This window comes from Curtobacterium sp. Curtsp22, from assembly GCF_059492135.1.
Window position 1 is genome coordinate 1119108 of the sequence record NZ_CP168519.1, and the last position, 22127, is coordinate 1141234.

The 22127-nt window shown below is 71.7% G+C and carries 21 protein-coding genes and 1 tRNA gene; 9 read left to right on the plus strand and 13 right to left on the minus strand.

Annotated elements, in window-relative coordinates; genetic code table 11:
* Window positions 1-163: 163 nt before the first annotated feature.
* Genes ACEN8D_RS05275 through ACEN8D_RS05300 form a run of 6 tightly spaced genes read right to left on the minus strand, consistent with a single transcriptional unit; the run spans window position 164 to window position 5345 of the window.
* Complete coding sequence (locus ACEN8D_RS05275; RefSeq protein ID WP_309779117.1) at window positions 164-937, minus strand: SDR family NAD(P)-dependent oxidoreductase; 774 nt, start codon at window positions 935-937, stop codon at window positions 164-166.
* On the minus strand, window positions 913-1893 hold the full coding sequence (locus ACEN8D_RS05280) for a Gfo/Idh/MocA family protein (protein ID WP_413398799.1): 981 nt from the start codon (window positions 1891-1893) through the stop codon (window positions 913-915). The genes ACEN8D_RS05275 and ACEN8D_RS05280 overlap by 25 nt, the downstream gene beginning before the upstream one ends.
* On the minus strand, window positions 1890-2810 hold the full coding sequence (locus ACEN8D_RS05285) for a sugar phosphate isomerase/epimerase family protein (protein ID WP_309779115.1): 921 nt from the start codon (window positions 2808-2810) through the stop codon (window positions 1890-1892). Before ACEN8D_RS05285 ends, ACEN8D_RS05280 begins: the two co-directional genes overlap by 4 nt.
* Complete coding sequence (locus ACEN8D_RS05290) at window positions 2807-3364, minus strand: VOC family protein (protein ID WP_309779114.1); 558 nt, start codon at window positions 3362-3364, stop codon at window positions 2807-2809. Before ACEN8D_RS05290 ends, ACEN8D_RS05285 begins: the two co-directional genes overlap by 4 nt.
* Window positions 3361-4356 carry a LacI family DNA-binding transcriptional regulator gene (locus tag ACEN8D_RS05295; RefSeq protein WP_309779113.1) on the minus strand — a complete coding sequence of 332 codons (996 nt, stop codon included), beginning with the start codon at window positions 4354-4356 and terminating at the stop codon, window positions 3361-3363. The genes ACEN8D_RS05290 and ACEN8D_RS05295 overlap by 4 nt, the downstream gene beginning before the upstream one ends.
* A complete protein-coding gene (locus tag ACEN8D_RS05300) occupies window positions 4353-5345 on the minus strand; it encodes a Gfo/Idh/MocA family protein (protein ID WP_413398800.1) in 993 nt (330 codons plus the stop codon). Before ACEN8D_RS05300 ends, ACEN8D_RS05295 begins: the two co-directional genes overlap by 4 nt.
* A gap of 144 nt (window positions 5346-5489) precedes the next feature.
* Between ACEN8D_RS05300 and ACEN8D_RS05305 the strand changes: the two genes are divergently transcribed.
* From ACEN8D_RS05305 to ACEN8D_RS05330, 6 genes are all read left to right on the plus strand, one after another.
* Window positions 5490-6137, plus strand: coding sequence for a bifunctional 4-hydroxy-2-oxoglutarate aldolase/2-dehydro-3-deoxy-phosphogluconate aldolase (locus ACEN8D_RS05305; RefSeq protein ID WP_309779111.1), 648 nt, complete (start codon window positions 5490-5492; stop codon window positions 6135-6137).
* Window positions 6134-6721 (plus strand): P-loop nucleotide/nucleoside kinase family protein, encoded by a 588-nt coding sequence (locus ACEN8D_RS05310; RefSeq protein WP_413398801.1) that lies wholly within the window; start codon window positions 6134-6136, stop codon window positions 6719-6721. The genes ACEN8D_RS05305 and ACEN8D_RS05310 overlap by 4 nt, the downstream gene beginning before the upstream one ends.
* 80 nt (window positions 6722-6801) lie before the next feature.
* Window positions 6802-7596: an IclR family transcriptional regulator gene (locus ACEN8D_RS05315; protein WP_309779109.1), complete on the plus strand. Its 795-nt coding sequence runs from the start codon at window positions 6802-6804 to the stop codon at window positions 7594-7596.
* 129 nt (window positions 7597-7725) lie between these two features.
* A complete protein-coding gene (locus tag ACEN8D_RS05320) occupies window positions 7726-9147 on the plus strand; it encodes an MFS transporter (RefSeq protein WP_309779108.1) in 1422 nt (473 codons plus the stop codon).
* A gap of 51 nt (window positions 9148-9198) precedes the next feature.
* Window positions 9199-10011, plus strand: coding sequence for a sugar phosphate isomerase/epimerase family protein (locus tag ACEN8D_RS05325; RefSeq protein WP_309779107.1), 813 nt, complete (start codon window positions 9199-9201; stop codon window positions 10009-10011).
* Window positions 10012-10057: 46 nt separating this feature from the next.
* Entirely contained in the window at window positions 10058-10846 is a 789-nt protein-coding gene (locus ACEN8D_RS05330) for an SDR family NAD(P)-dependent oxidoreductase (protein ID WP_309779106.1), read from the plus strand.
* A gap of 97 nt (window positions 10847-10943) precedes the next feature.
* Here the strand turns inward: ACEN8D_RS05330 and ACEN8D_RS05335 are convergent.
* Window positions 10944-11017 (minus strand) — tRNA-Pro (locus ACEN8D_RS05335).
* A gap of 188 nt (window positions 11018-11205) precedes the next feature.
* Here ACEN8D_RS05335 and ACEN8D_RS05340 point away from each other — a divergent pair.
* Both ACEN8D_RS05340 and ACEN8D_RS05345 read left to right on the plus strand, forming a co-directional pair.
* Window positions 11206-12732, plus strand: coding sequence for a hypothetical protein (locus ACEN8D_RS05340; protein WP_413461434.1), 1527 nt, complete (start codon window positions 11206-11208; stop codon window positions 12730-12732).
* 77 nt (window positions 12733-12809) lie between these two features.
* The gene (locus ACEN8D_RS05345; RefSeq protein ID WP_413399824.1) at window positions 12810-14948 is read left to right on the plus strand and encodes a RecQ family ATP-dependent DNA helicase; all 2139 of its coding nucleotides are present in this window, start codon (window positions 12810-12812) and stop codon (window positions 14946-14948) included.
* A gap of 225 nt (window positions 14949-15173) precedes the next feature.
* On the opposite strand, the gene ACEN8D_RS05350 is transcribed toward ACEN8D_RS05345, so the two are convergent.
* A complete protein-coding gene (locus ACEN8D_RS05350) occupies window positions 15174-16043 on the minus strand; it encodes an oxidoreductase (protein ID WP_413400204.1) in 870 nt (289 codons plus the stop codon).
* A gap of 102 nt (window positions 16044-16145) precedes the next feature.
* Here ACEN8D_RS05350 and ACEN8D_RS05355 point away from each other — a divergent pair, with 102 nt between their 5' ends.
* The gene (locus tag ACEN8D_RS05355; protein WP_309779101.1) at window positions 16146-17027 is read left to right on the plus strand and encodes a helix-turn-helix domain-containing protein; all 882 of its coding nucleotides are present in this window, start codon (window positions 16146-16148) and stop codon (window positions 17025-17027) included.
* A 166-nt stretch (window positions 17028-17193) separates the two neighbouring features.
* Here the strand turns inward: ACEN8D_RS05355 and ACEN8D_RS05360 are convergent, their stop codons facing one another.
* From ACEN8D_RS05360 to ACEN8D_RS05380, 5 genes are all read right to left on the minus strand, one after another.
* The gene (locus ACEN8D_RS05360; protein WP_309779100.1) at window positions 17194-17733 is read right to left on the minus strand and encodes a hypothetical protein; all 540 of its coding nucleotides are present in this window, start codon (window positions 17731-17733) and stop codon (window positions 17194-17196) included.
* Between the two features lie 137 nt (window positions 17734-17870).
* Window positions 17871-18524, minus strand: coding sequence for a hypothetical protein (locus ACEN8D_RS05365; RefSeq protein ID WP_309779099.1), 654 nt, complete (start codon window positions 18522-18524; stop codon window positions 17871-17873).
* A gap of 20 nt (window positions 18525-18544) precedes the next feature.
* A complete protein-coding gene (gene der, locus ACEN8D_RS05370; protein WP_071295441.1) occupies window positions 18545-20065 on the minus strand; it encodes a ribosome biogenesis GTPase Der in 1521 nt (506 codons plus the stop codon).
* A gap of 68 nt (window positions 20066-20133) precedes the next feature.
* On the minus strand, window positions 20134-20817 hold the full coding sequence (gene cmk / locus ACEN8D_RS05375; protein ID WP_413399234.1) for a (d)CMP kinase: 684 nt from the start codon (window positions 20815-20817) through the stop codon (window positions 20134-20136).
* A 167-nt stretch (window positions 20818-20984) separates the two neighbouring features.
* Window positions 20985-22109 (minus strand): prephenate dehydrogenase, encoded by a 1125-nt coding sequence (locus tag ACEN8D_RS05380; RefSeq protein ID WP_413399232.1) that lies wholly within the window; start codon window positions 22107-22109, stop codon window positions 20985-20987.
* Window positions 22110-22127 lie beyond the last annotated feature (18 nt).

Below are 22127 nucleotides of genomic sequence, written 5' to 3' on the forward strand. Positions count from 1 at the left end.
GCGGTTCGACCGATGCCGTTGACGGACGGGAGGCGCGGTGCGGGTCCGCACCGCGCCTCCCGTCCTCGGTGTGCGCGCGTTCGACGGCGGCACGGCCGACGCGGGGGCGTCGGCCCGACGGTGGAGGTCCCACACCCAGCGGGCCCCCACCGGGGTCGCGCTCCTAGGACCCGATGCCGAGGTGCGCACCACCGGCGACGTCCAGGGAGACCCCCGTGACGTACCGGTTCGCCCGGTCGGTGAGGAAGGTGATGGCGCTCGCGACCTCGTCGGGCTCGGCGAACCGCCGCATCGGCAGCTGGGCGGCGCGGGCGTCGCGAGCGGCCTGCGCGGACCCCGACTGGTCGGCGAGCTGCGACCAGAGCGGGGTGTTCACCGGTCCGGGGTTGACGGCGTTGACCGAGATGCCCGCCGGGCCGAGGATCTTCGCCATCGACCACATGATGTGGAGCACCGCGATCTTGCTGGCGTTGTAGGGCAGGTAGTCCACCCGCGCTTCCTTCGCGGCCACCGACGACAGCAGCAGGATGGTGCCGGCGGTCCCGGCGTCGCGCATCGTGTTCGCGACTTCGCGCGTGATGGTGAACGTCCCGGTGGCGTTGATGCGCATGATGCGCTCGAACTCCTCGGTCGTCGTCACGAGTGGGTCCGGGGTCCCGCCGAGCACGCCCGCGGCGTGCACGAGGACGTCGATGCGTCCGTGCTCGGCGACGACCTGTCGGACGACGTCCGCGGTGCGCTGCTCGTCGGTGACGTCGAGCTCGAGGAACCCGTCGATCGGCTGGCCGTCGAGCGGGGCGCGGTCTGCTCCGACGACGAGGTCGCCGCGAGCACGGAGTGCGGTGACCACGGCGGCGCCGATCCCGCCGCTCGAGCCGGTGACGAGCGCGATCTGGCGATCCGCCGTCGCTGCTACTGCTTCGCTCTGCTGGACCATGTGCGTCCTTCCTGTTCCTCGGTCGGCAGCCCTGCCGCGGCGAGGATCCGATCGAGGAGTTGTTGGGTCTTCACTGCTTCCCACCCGGAGGTGAGGGGTTGCTGCCGGTCGCGGACGCGGTCGAGGAAGTGGCGGACGGCGTCGGCGAAGCCGAAGCTCTCGGTCGCCGTCGCCCAGCCGAACGCCTCGGGACTCATCGAACGCACCGTGCGGACGCCGTCGACGGTCACCGCGACGGAGTCCGGCGCGATGACCTCGGCGGAGCGCATCTGTCCATACGCGTCGAGCTTCTCGCCCCAGGCGCCGGCGGCACGAGCCGCCACGAGGACGCCGGTGTTCCCGGTCGAGAACCGGACGAGTGCCGCGGTGCCGTCCTCCTCCCACTGGTCCGTCCCGGCGGCCGCCGCCGTCACGTCGACGACGTCCCCGCCGCAGAACCACCGGAGCAGGTCCACCATGTGGATGGCGTTCTCGAAGGTCGCCCGGTACTCCGAGCCGGCGCGGTTCTTCTGCGCGACGCAGAACGACGCGCCCGACTTCCCGAACGCCTCGCGCGCGGCGACGTAGACCGGGGCGAAGCGTCGGTTGAGCCCGACCATGAGGACCCGACCGTGCTCGTCGGCGAGTTCGGCGAGGCGGACCGAGTCGGCGGCGGAGGTGGCGAGGGGCTTCTCGCAGAACACGTCGACACCGGCACGGAGCGCGCTCTCGACCGCGGCGACGTGCTCGGAGCGCGGGGTGAGGACGAAGACCGCGTCGAGCGTCTCGGCCGCGAGCATCTCGTCGACACTGCGGTACACCGCGCCGAACCCCCACCGCCGCTGCAGGGCGCTCGGGTCGTCGCGCCGCGACACCAGCGCGCGCAGCTCGACGTCGTCACGCTGCACGAGGGTCGGCAGCTGCGCGATGCTGGCGATGTTGCCGGCACCGACCACGCCGATGCGGAGCGCGCTCACGAGCGGACCCCGGCGCCGTGGTCGGCCCCGTGCAGCTCGAGCTGGAGCAGGAGGTTCCGCAGGTGGTCGGCGCCACGCCGGAACCCGGTCTCCGGGTCGTCGAGGTCCTGCGGGTGCCACCGGTACTCGTACTCGAGGGAGAGCACGTCGTCGTAGCCGACCTCGAGCAGGCGTCGGAGGATCCGCGACCAGGCGAGCGAACCGTCGCCGACGACGCGCGACGTGACGGCGCGCTCCTCGGCGTGCACCCGGGCCGTCTCCGAGGCGACGAACGGAGCGTCCGGGTCCTTGAAGACGAGGTCCTTGACGTGCACGTGGCCGATGAGGTCCCCCTGCACGGCGAACGCCGCGTCGACGTCCTCGTCGTGGGTGAAGGTGAGGTTCGCCTGGTCGTAGAGGACCCGGACGGCGGGCGAGCCGACCGCGCGGACGAGGGCGGCCGTGTCCCGGGCGGTCTGGGTCATCGTGCCGAAGTGGTTCTCGGCGCAGAGCACGACACCGGCATCGGCCGCCGGGCCGGCGAGGTCCTCGAAGGAGCGGACGAGCTGCGACCAGTGCGCCGCGTGGTCCTGCTGGTCCGGCTGCCACGCTCCGGAGTACACGCGCACACGGTTCGCACCGATCGCCTGCGCGGTGTCGATCGCCGATCGCAGTTCGTCCACCGCGTCGCTGCGGACGCGCTCGTCGGTGGCGTTGATCGCGGTCGTGTACGGGGTGAGCCCGACGATCGGGATCCCCTCCCCGTCCGCGACCCGGGCCGCCTCGGCCGCGGCAGCCGCGTCACGGACCGGCAGGCCGCTCCGGTAGTCGTCCTGGTAGATGACCTCGGCGGCGTCCAGGCCGGCGCGGCGGAACAGTCGGAGTGCTTCGGGAACGGTCTGGTCGGGCGTGCCGAGCGTGTGGCCGGCGATCTTCATGGGAGGTCCTTCGTGGTCGTGGTGGTCGGCGTCGTCCAGTCGGCGGGTCCGACCAGGCGTGGAGGGTCCTGCACCCGTGAGCGGTCGACGAACTCGAGGATGAGTCCCCAGTCGGTCCGCGCGTACACCCAGCGGTTCCCGGCGACCGCGGGGCTGTCACCCCCGACCTCCTTGCGGTGCCCGAGCACCTCGACGCTCGGGTGCTCCGCGATGGCCTCGACGACGGCGTCGACGTCCTCGACCACGAAGCAGAGGTGGTGACCGCCGGCGTCGCTCGCACGGGGGAACACCGCGGACCGGTCGTCGCTCCACCACTGGAACAACTCGATGTTGAGGTTCGGCGGCAGACGCAGCATGGCCAGCTCGAGACGCGCGTCCGCGGGCACACCGAAGTGCAGCGGCATGAACGACGCGTCCGGTCCCCGGGTGGAACGGTAGAGCTCCTCGGCGCCGAGCACGCCGGTGAAGAAGGCGATCGCTGCCTCGAGGTCGGGGACGGTGAACGCGGTGTGGTCCACCCAGCGCAGGCCCGGCAGCGTCCGGGAGTCGGTCATGATCGGGGTCCTGAGGTCGAGGATCGGATGAGCAGGGACGGTGGGAGCACCTCGTGTCGGACGGGACCGCCGTCGAGGAGGCTCTCGCCGAGATCGACCGCGATGCGCCCGAGGTCCGCGATGGGCTGTCGGACACTGGTGAGCCGGGGCGCCACGTGCGCGCCGAGGTCGAGCCCGTCGAACCCGACGACGGACACCTCGTCCGGCACGCGGTGACCGCGCGCTTCGAGCTCGGCGATCACGGCGAACGCGATGACGTCGTTCGACGCGATGATCGCGGTGGCGCGGACCGGCTCGGCGAGCCAGTGATCGACGATGCCGCGGCCGAGTTCGACGCCGTCCGGTGCACCGAGCACGAGCGGCGCGACGCCGTGTCCTGCCGCGATCTCCTCGTACGCCTCGTGACGGTCCTGCGCCGTGTAGGTGCCGACGATGCCCGGGGCGTACGCGATGGCACGGTGCCCGAGCAGCGCGAGGTGCTCGAACGCGAGCTCGACACCCCGGCGGCTGTCCACCGTCACGGTCGGCACCGTCGGGTCGTCCTCCACCCGGTCGAGCACGACGACGCGGTTCCCCGAACCGTAGGTCCGCAACGCCTCGAGGTCGACGCGGGTGGACGGAGCGACGATGCCGAACGGTGAGTACATCGCCTGCATCGCGGTGACGTACCCGGCCGTGGAGCTGCCGTCGTTCTCGGTGACGCAGAGGACGAGCTGGTAGCCGCGCTGTTCCGCCGCCGCGGCCGTCGCCCGCGCGAGCTCGGCGAAGAAGGGGTTGGTGATGTCCGGGATGACCAGCGGCACGAGTGTGCTGGACCGGCGGCGGAGCGCTTGGGCGAGCGGGTTCGTGGAGTACCCGAGCTCTGCAGCGACCCGGAGCACGTGTTCGCGGGTCTGCGCCCGGACGGCGGTCGGGTTCGAGAACGCGCGGGAGACGGTCGAACGGTGCACACCCGCCGCCGCCGCGACGTCGTCGATGCTCGCGTCGGTCATCGCTGCACCCCCTCGGATCCGCCGCCGTGCCAGATGCGGGCCATCGTGTCCTCCAGGTCGTCGAGCGTGGGCATGCCACGGAACCCATCGGCGAGCGCATCGGCGACCGCGTCGACGAACCGCGTGTAGAGCGGGTCGCTGTCGACGTCGATCACGGTCTGCTCGGTGACACCGTCGGTCCCGGTGAACCGCGCCGTCCCGTCCGTGTCGATCGAGACGAACCCGTCCGTGCCGGCGGCGGTGAAACTGCAGTAGCGCTTGGCTGGCGCGTCCGGGAAGGCGTAGCCGACCTCGATGACGGCCTCGGCGCCGGCGTCGGTCGTGAGCACCAGTGTGGCGTGGTCCTCGACGGTCTCGCCGTGCAGCACGTGACTGCGCGATCGGAGGCTGACCGCCGCCGGACCGAGGTGCTGGAGCGCGAGGTCGACGAAGTGCGGCCCGAGGTTGACGAGCGCTCCGCCGCCGGCGCGCGCCGGGTCGAGCATCCAGGGGCTCCCGCCGTGGCGGTACCGGCTCGGCGGACCGGCGATGAACGACGCGCGCTCATAGCTGATCCGACCCGCTTTGCGGAGCCAGGCATCGACCGGCCCGCCGCGCTGCACCAGCGCGACCGTGGCCGGGACGTCGGCGGCGTGTGCGGCGGCCACGACGGAGCGGAGTTCCGCCAGGTCCACGCCGAGCGGCTTCTCCACGGCGAACGGGATCCCGCCGTCGACGAGCGTCCGGCAGACGGCCGCGACCTCGTCGTGCGGGCTGAGGACGTAGGCCAGATCGATGTCCGGGAACGCGAGCGCCTCGTCGACCGAGGCGACGATCGGGGCGTCCCAGGCGGCACCGTCGGCGACGGCGGCGGGCTGGGCGTCCTGGACGGCGAGCACGTCGTGCCGACGCAGCACGGCGTCGCGGTACAGCGGCGTGTGCCAGTGCGAAGCGCCCAAGACGACGACACGGGTGCGGCCGGGTTCGCTGGATGCGGGTTCGCTGGTCACGTGACTTCCTCGTCGTTGCGGAGCATTTCTGAGATCGATTGCTGAGATCGATTGCAGTGATGGTGCCACGCGGGTCGAAACCGTGTCAAGGCTGGGAGTCCGCTGAGTCGACGGCGTCCGAAAAGTGGTGTATCCACTTGACCCATGCCTCAGAAACTCGACGTCCTCAACACCATCCGCGACTCCGGCAACGTGCTCATCGTCCGCCTCGACACCGCCGACAAGGCCTTCGACGCCGCTTCGGCCGCGGTCGAGGGCGGCATCCGCGCCCTCGAGATCACGCTCTCGATCCCCGGAGCACTGCGGGTCATCGAACGGCTCTCGGAACGCTTCGCCGATCGCGACGTCGTGTTCGGCGCCGGCACCGTCCTGGACGAGCACGCGGCGTGGGCGAGCATCCAGGCCGGCGCACGGTTCCTCGTCAGCCCGAACCTCAACCCGGCCATGATCCGGGTCGCGAACCGCTACCAGGTCGCGACGATCAGCGGCGCCTACACGCCCACCGAGGTGCTCGACACGGCCGAAGCCGGTTCGGACATGGTGAAGATCTTCCCGACCGAGGCCGGGGGGATCCCGTACGTCAAGGCCATGCTCGCCCCGCTCGCGCAGATCCCGATGGTGCCGGCCGGCGGCGTCACGACCGCGAACGTCGGCGAGTGGTTCGCCGCCGGGGTCACTGCCGTCGGCGTCGGCAGTGCGATCACGAAGGCCGGCGGCCCCGAAGGCGACACCACGAAGATCACCGCGGCCGCTGCGGAGTTCGTCGAGGCGATCGAGCGGGCACGGAGGTGACGGGGGCGCTGCCCAGCGCGTTCATCACGCTCGGAGGCGCTGGGTCCGGCAAGAGCACCGTGTCGAAACAGCTCAGCCGGATGACCGGAGCCGTGTACCTCGACAAGGACACGATGTCCGGCGCCCTGGTCCAGGCGGCCCTCGAGGCACTCGGACACGACCCCACGGATCGCGAGTCGAACCCGACCTACGTCGAGCGGATCATGCCGCTCGAGTACCGGACGCTGTTCGCCGTGGCCGCGGACAACCTGGCGCTCGGCCACTCGGTGGTGCTCGACGCGCCGTTCGTCGCCTACCTCGACGATCCGGCGTTCCTGTCACGGTCGACGGTCGCTGCCGGCTGGCCCGCCACGAACGTCCACGTCGTCCACGTCCGCGCCTCGGCCGAGATCGTCCGGGCCCGGCTCCAGGAGCGGGGGCTCGATCGGGACCGCGCGAAGCTCGCGGACTGGGACGTGTACTGGGCGCGGTTCGGTGAACGCGCCTGCACCTGGGACGGGGCGCACCACGCCACGATCCGCAACGTCGACGCGGATCAGGCCGCCGCCGACCTCGAGCGCTTCGTGATCCAGACGAGCGCTTGACAGGCCCCGGGGGCCGTGCGATGGTCTGTAACAGCGTTACCGAGTAACGCTGTTACAGACCCCGATGACGAGGAGAAGCAATGGCGCTCCAGGACGATGTCACCAACGGCATGAAGGTGCTGCACCTGCTCGCACCCGAAGCCGACGGCCTCGGCGTCAGCCAGGTCGCGACCAGCCTCGGTCTCAACAAGGCGATCGCGCACCGTCTGCTCGCCGCCCTCGTCGCGGCCGGCTACGTCGCCCAGAACCCGAAGACCTCGGCCTACTCGGCGACACACCGCCTCGGTGCCCTCGGACTCCTGCAACTCTCGGCGTCCGGCATCGACACGTGGGCACAGCGCGAACTCGACGCGCTCGCCACCACCAGCGAGGAGCTCGTCCGTCTCGCGGTCGCGTCCTCCGACTCGCTGCAGTGGATCGCGAAGGCGCAGGGGTCGAACTCCTCGCTCCGGCTCGACCCGGTCATGGGCCGGGACGCCGTGCCGCACGCGACCGCTTCCGGCAAGGCCTGGCTCGCCACGCTCACCCCGGACGAGGTGCAGCGCGTCATCGACCAGCACCACCTCACCCCGCAGACCCCGCGGACCGTCGTCGACCCCGAGGCACTCGCCGAGGAGCTCGCGTCGGTGCGACACCGCGGGTACGCCACCACCTACGAGGAGATGGACCCGGGCATCAGTGCCGTGGCCGCCCCCATCTTCGGCGCCGGGCGTGACCGTCCCGCCACGGGCACGATCAGCATCGCCGGCCCGTCCGTGCGCATGACCAGGGCCCGTCTGGCCGACCTCGCACCGGCCGTCATCGCGGCGGCCGACGAGATCGCCGCCACCTGGCCGTCCTACGCGTACCTCACCTCGGAATCCGTCAGCGCGTAGACCGAACCCGCACCGCACCTCCCGACCCCCGCGTCCTCCCGCCCGTGGAGGTCCCCTTCTCCGGCGCGCCCTCGCGTCGAACCTCGCCGTGCCCCGAACGCACGACGACCACTCGAACAGGAGAGTTCAATGACGACCTCGCACTCCACGCCGGACCCGTCCGCTCCGGACAGCACCGATCCCCTCGCGCACAAGGGCCGCACGAAGAACCTCGTCGCCGGCACCGTCGGCCACTTCGTCGAGTGGTACGACTGGTACGTCTACGGCCTGCTCGCCGCGATCTTCTCCGCGCAGATCTTCCCGTCGCACTCCGCCTTCGCGTCGCTCATCGCCGCGTTCCTGACCTACGCGATCGGCTTCGTCGTCCGCCCGCTCAGCGGCATCATCATCTCGCCGATCGCCGACCGGTACGGACGACGACGCATCATGGCGCTCGGCATCTCGGGGATGGCACTCGGCGCCCTGATCATCGGGCTGACGCCGCCGTACGCGACCGTGGGCGTCCTCGCCCCGATCATGTTCGTCGTCGCCAGGATCCTCCAGGGCATCTCCGCGGGCAGCGAGGGGCAGAGCGCCATCGCGTACCTCGTCGAGCACGCGCCGGCGAAGCGACGCGGCCTCTTCGGGTCCCTCACGAACCTCGCCAGCGGTCTCGCCACCCTCGCTGCGACCGGCGCCGCTGCGATCGTCACCTCGGCGTTCGCCCCCGACGCGCTCGCGTCGTACGGATGGCGGATTCCGTTCGTCTTCGGCGGGCTCATCGGCGTCATCGGTCTCATCATGCGAGCCCGGTCCGACGAATCCCCGGAGTTCGAGGCCAGTGCCGCGGTCGACCAGAAGTCCGCACCGAAGAAGCTGCTCGAGCTGCTGCGCAACCACCCCAAGGCGATCATCCAGACGGCCGCGCTGTCCGCCCCCGCTGTCGCCTACTACACGTGGGCGACGTTCCTGCCGACCTACGCCAACCTGACCTCCGGTCGGGACCTGTCGCAGACCCTCGCCGGCAGCGTCATCGGCCTGGTCCTGCTCGTGATCACCGTCCCGCTCACCGGCTACCTGTCGGACCGTCTCGGCCGCCGGAAGATCTTCCCCATCATCGGCGCGATCGGCATGGTCGTCCTCTTCTACCCGCTCCTGCTGCTCCTGAACCAGCCCGGCTTCGGCGTCTACATCCTGGTGGCCGCCTCCGGATGGGTGGTCCTCGGCATCTGGCAGGCCGTCTACCCCACCATCCAGGCCGAGCTCTTCCCGGCGGCCGTCCGCGTCTCCGGCATCGGGTTCGCGCACCAGATCGTCATCGCGGTCTTCGGCGGCACCGCACCGCTCATCGCGGCTGCGTTCGTCGGCTCCGGTCACCCGATGCTCGTCGCCGTCTACATGATCGTCATCGTCGCGATCTGCCTCGTCGTGTACTTCACCCTCCCCGAGACCGGCAGCCGGAACCCGCAGGCAACCGTCTCCGTGACGGACAGCATCGCCGTCGTCGAGGACAAGTCCGCGAAGACGACCGCCGACACGACGGACGTGCAGAACGAGTCCTCGCAGGTCTAGCCCGACGAGGACCCGGAACGACAGCGGCACAGAACCGAACGGAAGTCCCACATGATCATCAACACCTTCTCCTACCTCTGGTCTGCGACGGCCACCGATGCGATCTCCGAACTGATCGACCACGGCTACACGACGTTCGAGATCCCGATCAGCTCTCCGCACTGCTGGCCGGAGGAGATCGACGCCGCCGAACGGACGTCGACGCGCGCTCGTCTCGACCAGGCGGGGGCGTCCATCCGGTCGCTCAACGCCGGCGGGTACGACCTGAACCTCGCGAGCCCCGCAGCGAGCATGCGGCGCAAGAGCATCGAGCACATCACCTCCGTGATCGATCTGGCCGCGGAGTGGGGTGCCCGGGACGTCGTCATCTCCCCGGGCACACGGCGGCCCATGATCTCGCCGACGGTCGACCAGGTCCACGGCTGGATGTACGAGAGTCTCGACGAACTCCTCCCGATCGCTCGCCGGAGCGGACAGCGGCTCCTCTTCGAGAACACGCCGTACTGCTTCGCCCCGACGATCGGCGACCTCGCCCGGATCGTGAGCACCGTCGACGACGATGCGCTCCGCATCGTGTACGACGCCGCGAACGCCGCGTTCATCGAGGAGGACCCGGTCGCCGGTCTCCTCGCGCACGCCGACTCCATCGCGCTGATGCACGTCTCGGACACCGGCCTGGAGACCTGGGGGCACGACCCCATCGGCACCGGGGTCATCGACTGGCGAGCGCTCGGCGCCGCGGTCGACTCGACGATCGGTACTGAGAACGTCGTGCTCGAGGTCATCCGCGAGGAGAACCCCGTGCTGGAGTTCGACAAGGCGATGACCGAACTGCGCACCACCGGCTGGGACGTCGCGGCCTGAACGCCGCCCACGGTCCCCGACACACACACCACTAAGGAGAACGGCAATGAGAGCACTGGTCACCGGCGGAAGCAGCGGCATCGGCGCAGCGGCGAGCGTGCGACTCGCAGAGGCTGCGTTGGCCCGGGGCGAGCAGGCGATGATCGCCGTCGCCGGGCACGAGGCCAACGATCGTCAGCAGGAGGTCGTCGGGACCATCCGCGGCATGGGCGGCACCGCCATCGCCCTGACCGGGAACCTCGGCGACCCTGCGGTCCCGAGCCGGCTCGTCGGCGACACCGTGGATGCGTTCGGTGGCCTGGACGCCCTCGTCGCGAACGCAGGCGTCGCGAACCCCGCACCCCTGAACGACGTCAGCCTCGAGGACTGGGACGAGATGTTCGCGGTCAACCTCCGCGGCGCGTGGCTCCTGGCGAAGGCGAGCTTCGCGCACCTGCAGGCCAGCGGTGGCTCCGCGTGCTTCACCTCGTCGATGTCCGGACAGCTCCCCCACGCCGGCTCCGGACCGTACAGCCCGACGAAGGCGGCATTGACCCTGATGGCGCAGACGTTCGCCCTCGAGTGGGCGCCCGACGGCGTCCGCGTGAACGTGGTGTCCCCGGGCATGACCCGGACCGCGATGACCGAGAAGATGTACCTGGACCCCGACGTGAAGGCCGCGCGCGAAGCGATCATCCCGCTGCACCGGATCGGTGATCCCCTCGACATCGCCAACGTCATCGAGTTCCTCGTGTCGCCGCTCGCCGGCTACGTCACGGGCCAGGACATCTGCGTCGACGGCGGGTTCTCGAAGTCGATCCTCAGCCACATCCCCGGCCGACCCAGCTCGAAGTGACGCGTCGCCGCTCGGCGGCGCGTCCACCCGCGCCGCCGAGCGCGCCCCTGTACGACTGAAGCCCCGCCGGAACCAGCGTTCCGTCGGGGCTTCCCGGTCGGGCTGACAGGATTTGAACCTGCGACCCCTTGACCCCCAGTCAAGTGCGCTACCAAGCTGCGCCACAGCCCGCGAGCCCCGAGGGACCCACGTCGCCCGCGTCCGACCGGAGCGCGGAGCAACCCGACCAGCATAGCGGACGCCGGACCCCTCCCGCGCCACGCGGTGTCGTCCCGCGCGAGTCGTGCAGCGTGTCGTGGCTCCACACGACACCCGTCGGATTCCCAGGGTCCCCGCCGCCCGGCTCGTAGGGTGGCCCGATGCGTTCCGGTCCCACCTCCCGTGTCCTCCTCGCACTCGCAGCCGCCAGCCTGCTGCTCGGAGCCGCCGGGTGCACTGGATCACAGACCGAGACACCCCGGCCGACCCTGGCCAAGGCGACGGCGGGATCCGTGTCGGTCGCGGCCGAGTCCGACGCTGCGGAGCGATCCGTCCGGACGAGCCGCGCACTGTTCGCGTCCGCGCCCGGGGCCGTCGTCGCGCCCGCCGGGGATGCCGACGCCGTGCGGTCCGCGGCGAGCGCCGCCGGGGCGGCCCACGTCCCGGTCCTCCTCACCGGGAAGGACGAGTCGACGGCACAGGACGAAGCGCCGGGGAAGGACGAGTCCACGGCGAAGGGCGGGTCGCCGGCGGCGCACGAACTCGAGCGCCTCGGCGCCCGCTGGTACCAGGCCGAGGGCGACGTCCGGCTCGACACCGACGTCCCCGAGCAGGACGCGCCGGACGGCGGGGAGGCGCCGGAGCCGAGCCGCGCCTCCAGGCAGGCCACCGTCGTCGTGGCGGACGCGAGCGCCGACGCCGCAGCCGTGGCGACCGCAAAAGCCGCGGGTGCCCGCGTCGTGACGATGCCGGACGGTGTGACGGACCCCGCGGCCGCGCCGAACGTCGTGACCGCACTGCACGAGCGGAGCGACCACCCGACGGTGCTGGTGGGGGCGGCGTTCGCCGACCTGCCGGACCCGGAGTGGACCGTCCGCGCCGCCGAGAACGGGTGGCAGCTGCCCGACGGCGGTCAGCGGCCGTTCGACGGACACCGGTACGTGGCGCTCTACGGTGCGCCGGGAGCGCCCGCGCTCGGCGTCCTCGGCGAGCAGGACCCGACGGCGACGGTGCAGCGCGCGAAGTCCGTCGCGGCGTCCTACGAGGGGCTCGGCGACGTGCCGATCACGCCCGCGATGGAGGTCATCGCGACCGTCGCCGCCGGGGACGCCGGCGCGGACGGGGACTACTCGACCGAGCTGCCCGTGTCGACGCTCGAGCCCTACGTCGACGCCGCGCGGGACGCCGGGATGCCCGTGATCCTCGACCTCCAGCCGGGGCGCGCGGACTTCCTGTCGCAGGCGAAGCGGTACGAGTCCCTGCTGTCGAAGCCGGGCGTGTGGCTGGCGCTCGACCCCGAGTGGCGGCTCGGGCACGACCAGGTCCCGCTCGAGCAGATCGGGAGTGTGAAGGCCTCCGAGGTGAACGAGGTGTCCTCGTGGCTCGCGGACCTGGTCCGCTCGAAGGGGCTCCCCCCGAAGGCGTTCGTGCTCCACCAGTTCCGGCTGTCGATGATCCAGGACCGCGCGTCGCTCGAGCAGCACCCGGAGCTCGACATGCTCGTGCACGTCGACGGACAGGGGTCGCAGCCCGACAAGCAGGCGACGTGGAAGGCGCTGCACGTCGGGGCGCCCGAGGGCATCCATTGGGGATGGAAGAACTTCTACGATGAGGACCAGCCGATGCTGACGCCGCAGCAGACCATGGCGGACGTGGCGCCGACACCGTCGCTGATCACGTACCAGTAGCGGATCGCCTCGGCCAGTTCTCCACAGACTGGAGGCGCGGGTCGGGTTTCGTCGGTCGGTGCTGACAGCATGGGGTCATGTCTGTAGCCCCGTCACCTGCTCCGCCGTCCCCCGCGATCGCTGCGGAGGCGCAGGAGGCGCTGCACGCCCTGACCGGGCGGCCCGACGCGGTGTTCCACCCCGGGCAGCTCGAGGCGATCTCGGCGCTGGTGGAGCACCGGCAGCGCGCCCTCGTGGTGCAGCGCACCGGGTGGGGGAAGTCCGCCGTGTACTTCCTCGCGACCCTGCTGCTCCGGCGACGCGGGGGCGGCCCGACCGTGCTCGTGTCGCCGCTGCTCGCACTCATGCGCGACCAGGTCGCCGCGGCTGCCCGGGCCGGGGTGCGTGCGGTGTCGATCAACTCGGCGAACGCGCACGAGTGGGGTGAGACGCAGGCGGCGCTCGCACGCGACGAGGTGGACGTCCTGCTCGTCTCCCCCGAGCGGCTCAACAACCCGAGGTTCCGCGACGAACAGCTGCCGACGCTCATCGCCCGCATGGGCATGCTCGTCGTCGACGAGGCGCACTGCATCTCCGACTGGGGGCACGACTTCCGGCCGGACTACCGCCGGCTGGCCGAGCTCATCCGGTCGCTCCCCCACGGCGTGCCCGTGCTCGCCACCACCGCGACGGCGAACGAGCGCGTGGTCGAGGACGTCGCCGAGCAGCTGACCGCCGGCCCCGACGACCCCGTGTTCACCATCCGCGGGTCCCTTGCACGGGCCTCGCTGCGGCTCGGCGTGCTGTCGCTCCCCGACGCCCGACAGCGGCTCGGCTGGTTGCTCGCGCACCTCGGCGACCTGCCGGGCAGCGGCATCATCTACACGCTCACCGTCTCGGCGGCCGAGGACATCGCCCGGCTCCTGCGCGACAACGGGTACGCGGTCCGCGCCTACACCGGGCGCACCGACACCGACGAGCGCGAGCAGCTCGAGCAGCAGCTCAAGGGCAACGAGCTGAAGGCCCTCGTCGCGACGAGTGCGCTCGGGATGGGTTTCGACAAGCCGGACCTGGGCTTTGTCGTCCACGTCGGGGCGCCGTCCTCCCCCGTGGCGTACTACCAGCAGATCGGTCGCGCCGGTCGCGCCACCGACAACGCCGACGTGCTCCTGCTGCCCGGGCGCGAAGACCAAGAGATCTGGCAGTACTTCGCGAGCGCCTCGATGCCGACCGAGTCCCGGGCGTCCGCGGTGCTGCACGCACTGTCCCGTGACTCCGCGATGTCGACCGTCGCCCTCGAGGGACTGGTCGACATCAAGCGCTCCACCCTCGAACTCCTGCTCAAGGTGCTCGACGTCGACGGCGCCGTCCAGCGCGTCGCCGGCGGGTGGGTCGCCACCGGGCAGCCGTGGGAGTACGACGCGCCCCGCTACGAGCGGGTCGCCGCAGCCCGCGCTGCCGAGGCCGCCTCGATGCTCGACTACGAGTCCACGTCGCAGTGCCGCATGCAGCTCCTGCAGCAGGACCTCGACGACCCGTCCGCCGAACCGTGCGGTCGCTGCGACAACTGCACCGACGCTTGGTACCCGACGTCGGTGTCGTCGTCGGACGCCTCGGGTGCCGCCGCGGCGCTCGACAAGGTCGGGGTCGAGATCGCCCCGCGCGCCCAGTGGCCGTCGGGCATGTCGTCGCTCGGCGTCCCCGTGCGCGGCAAGATCAGCGCCGACGAGCTCGTCCAGCCCGGACGCGCCGTCGCCCGGCTCACCGACCTCGGGTGGGGTGGGCCGCTCCGTGCCCTCTTCGCACCGGGGGTCCCCGACGCCCCGATCTCGCGGGAGCTCGTCGACGGGTGCGTCCGTGCGCTCAAGGACTGGCCGTGGGAGACCCGTCCGACCGGGGTCGTCGCGATGTCGTCGCGGTCCCGGCCCGAACTCGTCGGGTCGCTCGCGCAGGCACTGTCCTCGATCGGGCGGTTGCAGTTCCTGGGCACCCTCGGTCGGAACGGTGGGACGCCGCGCGGCGACGGTGCGACGAACAGCGCTTACCGGTTGTCGGGGGTGTGGGACACGTTCGTGGTCGATCCGGCGCTCGGGGCCGCGCTGCAGTCGCACGAGGGGCCGGTGCTGCTCGTGGACGACCTCGTCGACAGTCGGTGGACGATGACCGTGGCGGGGCGCGAACTGCGGCGGGCGGGGGCGTCGGCCGTGCTCCCGTTCGCGTTGGCCACGGTCGCCTGACCCGGTCGTCAGCCGTTCGGGTTGCTCAGACCGTCGGCAACCCACTGCAGGAAGACCACGACGGCCACGTCGACCAGGAGCGTCGCGCCGGCCACGAACAACCCCGCCGCTGCGACGACGACCGCCGCCGGACGCCGCGTCGGGCGCCGCCCCGGCGGTCATCGTCGCACACCGGAGGCGCGGTGCGGACCCGCACCGCGCCTCCAGTCCGCCCCGGCCCGCGGCTCAGGCGCCGATCGCGTCCAGCTCGGCGAGCGCGTCGGACGGCAGGGCGAAGCCTGCCGAGGCGACGTTGTCGCGCAGGTGCGCGACGGACGAGGTCCCGGGGATGAGGAGCATGTTCGGCGAGCGCTGGAGCAGCCACGACAGCGCCACGGTCAGCCGCGACACTCCGAGCCGCTCCGCGACGGCGTCGAGCGCACCGGACTGCAGCGGCGAGAAACCGCCGAGCGGGAAGTACGGCACGTAGGCGATGCCCTGCACGGCCGTGCTGTCGACCATCGCGTCGTCCTCGCGGCGGGCGACGTTGTAGAAGTTCTGCACGCAGACGACGGGGGCGATCGACTGCGCCTCGGCGAGCTGCTCGGCGTTCACGGTCGACAGCCCGAGGTGCTTGATGAGGCCCTGCTGCCGGAGTTCGGCGAGCGCTTCGAACTGCGGCGCGAGACTGCCCGGCTCCGGGGCGTCGAACCCGCCGACGCGGAGGTTCACCACGTCGAGCTGCTCGAGTCCGAGGTTGCGCAGGTTGTCGTGCACCTGCTCGACGAGCTCGTGCGGCTCGCGGGCGTGCGGCCATCCGCCGTCCGCATCGCGCCGGGCGCCGACCTTCGTCACGATGTGCAGGCCGTCGGCGTACGGGTGGAGGGCCTCACGGATGACCTCGTTCGTGACGTGCGGGCCGTAGAAGTCAGCTGTGTCGATGTGGGTGATCCCGAGCTCGACGACGGTGCGGAGGACGCGGATCGCCTCGTCGCGGTCGGTGGGCGGCCCGAAGACGCCGGGGCCCGCGAGCTGCATAGCGCCGTACCCGACGCGGGTGAGGTCGAGGTCGTCGGCGAGGCGGAAGGAACCGCCGGGGAGTGTGGTGTCGGTCATGTCCACCACGATGCTCCCGGTCCGCCGGGACGGACAGGTCCCCGTCGACCCTGGGACCACGGGGACCAGGATCGGACCGCGCCGGGTCCGTAGCATCGAGGTGTGAGCGACAACACCCTCGGAGAGTACCTCCGGGCGAGGCGTGCGCTCGTGCGCCCGGAGGACGCCGGGCTGCGCGTCACCGGTGTCCGACGCACGCCGGGGCTGCGCCGCGAGGAGGTGGCGACGCTCGCCGGGATCAGCGCGGACTACTACCTCCGTCTCGAACAGGGGCGTGACCGGAACCCGTCGGGGCAGGTGCTCGACGCGATCGCACGGGTGTTCGGCCTCGACGCCACGGCGACCGCGTACCTGCGGGGTCTGGCCAGCGCGTCCGGATCGGGTGCCGCTGCGCCCGACCGGGCCAGGGGATCCCGGGGAGGCCGGAGTGACCGGGTCCCGACCGGGACGCTGCAGTTGCTCGATGTCGTCGGGTTGCCCGCCTTCGTCGAGAACCGTGCGTTCGACGTGCTCGCCGCCAACCGGCTCGCGTCCGCATTGGCGCCGGGGATGCGTGCCGGCGAGAACCGACTGCGCACGATGTTCCTCGGCCACACCGAGCAGGGGCGCTACCCGGACTGGGAGCAGCAGATGGGCGGCATGGTGGCAGCGTTCCGGTCCTCCATCGGGACCCGTGTGGACGATCCGGCGATCACCTCGCTCGTCGGCGAGCTGTCGCTCGGCAGCGAGGACTTCCGTCGGCTGTGGGCGCGACACGACGTCCGGCCGCTCGCCGGGGGCACCGTGCGGATGTGGCACCCGGAGGTGGGCGAGCTCGAGCTCCGGCGGGAGAAGCTCGGCATCGGCGGGACGGACGGGCAGCTGCTCGTGCTGCACCACGCCGAACCGGGGTCGCCCTCGGCGGGGGCGTTGGCGCTGCTCGGGAGCCTGGCCGCGGGGGCTGCGGGCGGAGCGGCGGGCGGCGCGGGCGGGGCGGCGGGCTGACTCGGAACGACATCGTCGACGTCGTACGACCTCGACTGAGTCGTTCCCCCGCGCGTGCAACGGTGCGCGTCCGCAACGAGCGACATCACCGGTGTCGAACGACGTCGACGATGTCGCATCGGCTCGGCACCACCCAGCGCCAACACCGCGCGCCGCCACCGCCCCCTCAGCCCGCCGCAGGCCCCGAGCGCCGCGCCGGCTTCGGGAACGCGGCCCGCATGTGGTCGGTCGTCAGCACGTCCCCGATGCCGATCATCAGCAGCGAGAACACGATCTGCTCGATCACCATCCAGAACGGGTAGAGCCCCGGGATCGCCGCGATCACGAGCGTCACGACCGGGAAGATCCGGCTGAACAACCGCAGCCGCTGGTACGCCCAGTAGTACCCGAGCTGCGCCCGCCACGCGAACACGTAGAGCGTCAGCGTGATGAGCAAGACGACGGTCGCACGGAACCACACCGCCCAGGGGACCGTCTGCCCGGCGTTCGTCAGGAGGATCGCCACGACGATCGCCGTCAGGCCGACGACGGTCTCGGCGACGAGCAGCCACCGGATCCACCGGAAGGAGCGGACGGTCTCGGGGTGGTCGAGCATGTCCTCGCGGATGACGTAGTCCGCCTGGCGGCCGCCGGCCAGTCGATCGAGGTGCAGACGGCACCACAGGCGGTCGGCGAGGGCACCGAGCCCGGCGTTCTGCTGCGTCACCCTCCCATGGTGCCGTATCCGGCGGCGCGATCCGGCACCGCACCACCCTGCCGTGTCCCGCGGCACGAACCGGCACCGCGCCACCCTGCCGTGTCCCGCGGCGCGAACCGGCACCGCGCCTCCAGACCGGCGACGCCTCAGTCGGTCGGCAGGAGCGCAGCTCCCCCCAGGACCGCACCGGAGTCGGGGTCCAGCAGGACGAGCGAGCGGACCGGGTCCGGGATGCCGCGGGGTGCCTCGAGGTCGAAGGTGATCGTCCCCACGTCGGACGGGATCGTGCCGAGGTTGTCGTCGTCCTCGTGCCCCGTCCAGAGCCCGGGCCGCGCGCCGACGACCGTGCCCTCGGAGAGCACCACCCGGACCCCTGGCAGCTCCGTGTCCGAGGACGCCACCCGGAGGTCCGTGATCCTGACGAGCAGGTGCTCCCCGGCGCGCGCGATCCGGACGTGTCCCGAGGCGGACCGGTCGTGTCCCGAGGCGATCCCGTCGATCGGAGCGATCGGGACGAGGTCGCCGGCCACCGGCGGGACGCGCCGCCACCACGCGTCGATGGGCGATCCGTCGGCATGATCATCCGTGGCGGGCTCGGGGACCGGGGCGCCGAGCGTGTTCGACGGGGACACGAGCGTGCCGCCCTGCAGACCCTGTTCGGCGAGCGGAGTCGTCGTCGCGACCGGCTCCGCAGCGTCGAGGCCACGCTCGGTCTGGATGGCGCGCCAGGCGACCAGGACCGCGACGAGGGCGAGCAGAGCGACCGCTGCGAACAGCCATCGTCGACTCGCCCTCGTCATGTCGGATCTCCTGGTCGACCTCAGCGCTTGCGGCGCTCGCGCACCCGCATGTTGACGTTGATCGGCGTACCCGAGAAGCCCCAGACCTCGCGCAGTCGACGCGTGATGAAGCGTCGGTACTGCGGGTCGAGGAAGCCCGTCGTGAACAGCACGAACGTCGGCGGCTGGCTCGACGCCTGGGTCCCGAACAGGATGCGCGGCTGCTTGCCACCGCGGACCGGGTGCGGGTGCTCCTGCACGAGCTCGGCGATGAAGGCGTTGACCTTGCCCGTCGGGATGCGGGTGTCCCACGAGTCGAGGGCGGTCTCGAGTGCGGGTACGAGCTTCTCGAGGTGCCGACCGGTGCGTGCGGAGATGTTCACGCGCGGCGCCCACGCCACGTGCGCGAGGTCCTGCTCGATCTCGCGCTCGAGGTAGCGACGGCGGTCGTCGTCGAGCAGGTCCCACTTGTTGTAGGCCAGCACCAGCGCACGACCGGACTCGAGGACGAGGTCGATGATGCGGAGGTCCTGCACGGAGATCGGCTCGGTGACGTCGAGGACGACCACGGCGACCTCGGCCTTCTCGAGCGCCGCGGTCGTGCGGAGCGAGGCGTAGAAGTCGGCCCCCTGCTGCAGGTGCACGCGCTTGCGGATGCCGGCGGTGTCGACGAAGCGCCAGACACGGCCGCCGAGCTCGATCTGCTCGTCCACCGGGTCGCGGGTCGTCCCCGACAGCTCGTTGACGACGACGCGCTCTTCACCGGCGGCCTTGTTCAGGAGCGAGCTCTTGCCGACGTTCGGACGGCCGAGGATCGCGACGCGACGGGGTCCGCCGACCTCCTGCTTGGCGACGGCCGAGGTGTCGGGGAGCGTCTTGATGATGAGGTCGAGGAGATCGGCGACGCCACGGCCGTGCAGCGCCGACACCGGGTACGGCTGCCCCAGACCGAGGTTCCAGAGCTCGTAGGCGTCGAGGTCGCGCCGGTCGTCGTCCGACTTGTTCGCGACGACGATGACCGGACGGTCGGTGCCGCGGAGCATCTTCACGACGTGCTCGTCGGTGGCGGTGATGCCGACCGTGACGTCCACGACGAAGAGCACCGCGTCGGCGAGGTCGATCGCGACCTCGGCCTGGGCGGCGACGGAGGCGTTGATGCCCTTGGCGTCAGGCTCCCACCCGCCGGTGTCGACGAGGGTGAAGCGCTTGTCGTTCCACTCCGCCTTGTAGGCGACGCGGTCACGCGTGACACCGGGGGTGTCCTGCACGACGGCTTCGCGGCGACCGAGGATGCGGTTCACCAGCTGCGACTTGCCGACGTTCGGTCGCCCGACGATCGCGAGCACCGGGTAGGCCGGCAGGTACGTGATGCCGTCCTCGCCGAGCTGCCCGGCTTCGAGCAGGGCGACGTCCTCTTCGTCGAGCTCGTAGTCCTCGAGCCCGGCGCGGAGTGCGTTCGCCCGCTGCTCGGCCTCGGCTTCGTCGAGCCCGGCGATCCGCTCGCCGAGGGCGTCGTCGTACTCGGGGAAGTCGTCGTGTTCTGGGTTGTCCAGCTGCGCCATGTGGGTGTCCTTGCCGGCGACCCTTCGGCCGCGTGTTGTCAGTGCGTGGCCGCGCGTGGCCCTGGTGGTCAGTGCCCGGTCGCGCGGGCCAAGTCGACGACCGCTTGCACGGTCTGGTCGAAGTCGAGGTCGGTGGAGTCGAGCGTCGTGACGCCGTCGGCGGCGTTCATGAAGTCGACGACCTTCGCGTCCGCCGCGTCGCGACGAGCGAGTGCGGCGGAGGTCTCGGCGGCCGACTGGGTGGTGACCTCAGCCGAGCGCCGAGCCATTCTAACGGACTCGGCGGCCGTGAGGAGGATCCGGACTTCGGCGTCGGGCGCGACGACCGTGGTGATGTCACGCCCCTCGGTGATGATGCCCCGGCCCTCGGCCTTGCGCATCACGTTCCGGAAGAGCTGCACGAGCCGCTGGCGGACCTCGGGCAGCTTCGCGATGTGGGCGACCGCGGCGGTGACCTCGGGCGTGCGGATGGCGTCGGTGACGTCGGTGCCGTTCACCTGGACGAAGTAGGCGTCCGGGTCGGTGCCGATCTCGTAGTCGAAGGTGTCCCAGCTCGCCAGGACCGCGGCGGCGTCGTCGAGGTCGACCTGCTGCTGCAGTGCGTGCCAGGCGAGTGCGCGGTAGGCGGCACCGGTGTCCTGGTAGCCGAAGCCGAGCGCGCGCGCCGCGGCACGGGACACGCTCGACTTGCCGCTGCCCGCGGGACCGTCGACCGCGATCACGAACTTCGCGACGAAGGCGCCGTCCGGCAGTCCGGCCGGCAGGGGGTCGCGCGTCGAACCGGGCTCGCCGCCACCCTGCCCGTCGAGACCGCCACCCGCACCGCCGGCACCGCCGATCGGGCCGGGCTGGTCGCCGGGCGTGGGCAGCCCCGTGTCGGGTCCGTCCGGTCCACCGGTCACGCCGGAGTCGTCGTTGTTCAGGCCCATGCTGCTGCGATCCTCCATCCGCGACCCTCGAGTTCGTCGACGAGTCGCTGTTCCTGCTCGGGCACGACCGACACCTCGACGATGCCGATCTGCGCGCCCGGTGAGTGCTCGAGGCGCATGTCCTCGAGGTTGATGCCGATCTCCCCGATGAACGTGAGGAGGGCAGCGATCTGGCCCGGGGTGTCGTCGACGAGGACGACCACCTGGGCGAAGCGCTTCGTGGTGCCGTGCTTGCCCGGCAGCCGTTCGACGCCGCGGTTGCCCGCAGCGATGGTCTCGGCGAGGGCGCGGGGCGAACCGGGGGCGGTCGGGTCGTCGAGTGCGGCGAGCACCCGGTCGAGGTCGTCGCGGAGGTCCGCGAGCACCGGCCGGATGCGCGACGCGTTCGCACCGATGATCTGCACCCACAACCCCGGGTCGCTCGCGGCGATGCGGGTCACGTCGCGGACGCCACCGCCCGCGAGGCCGAGCGAGCCGTCGGGGGCGTCCCGCAGCCGTGAGGCCATCAACGTGGACACCAGCTGCGGCGCGTGCGAGACGTACGCCACCGCGAGGTCGTGCGACTCCGGTTCCATCGGGACCACGGTCGCGCCGACGTCGAGCGCCAGGTCCTCGACCACGGCGGCACGCTGGTACGTGATGTCGTCGTGCCCGGCGATCACCCACGGCTGCCCGAGGAAGAGGTCGGCGCGCGCGGCGGTCGGCCCGCTGCGTTCGCGGCCCGCCATGGGGTGCGAGCCGATGTAGCGCGAGATGTCGGCGCCGGCTGCCCGCAGCGAGGCGAGCGGCCCCGACTTCACGCTCGCCACGTCGGTGACGACGGCACCGGGGAAGGCAGCGAGCTCGCGCTCGACCACCGTCGCGACGACGTCCGGCGGGACGGCCACCACGACGAGTTCCGGACGGTCACCGGGAGTCGGTCGACGCCCAGCGCCGTAGTCGACGGCGAGCGCCAGGGCTGCGGGCGAGACGTCGTCGAGGACGACCTCGACACCCTTCTCACGCAGCGCCAGGCCGATGGACGCACCGAGCAGGCCCGCGCCGACGATCCGCACGGGCCCCCGGAGCCGCCGGTCGATGGCCGGTTCGGCGAGCGGGGTGGTGGCGTCGGTCACCCCACAAGCCTACCGATC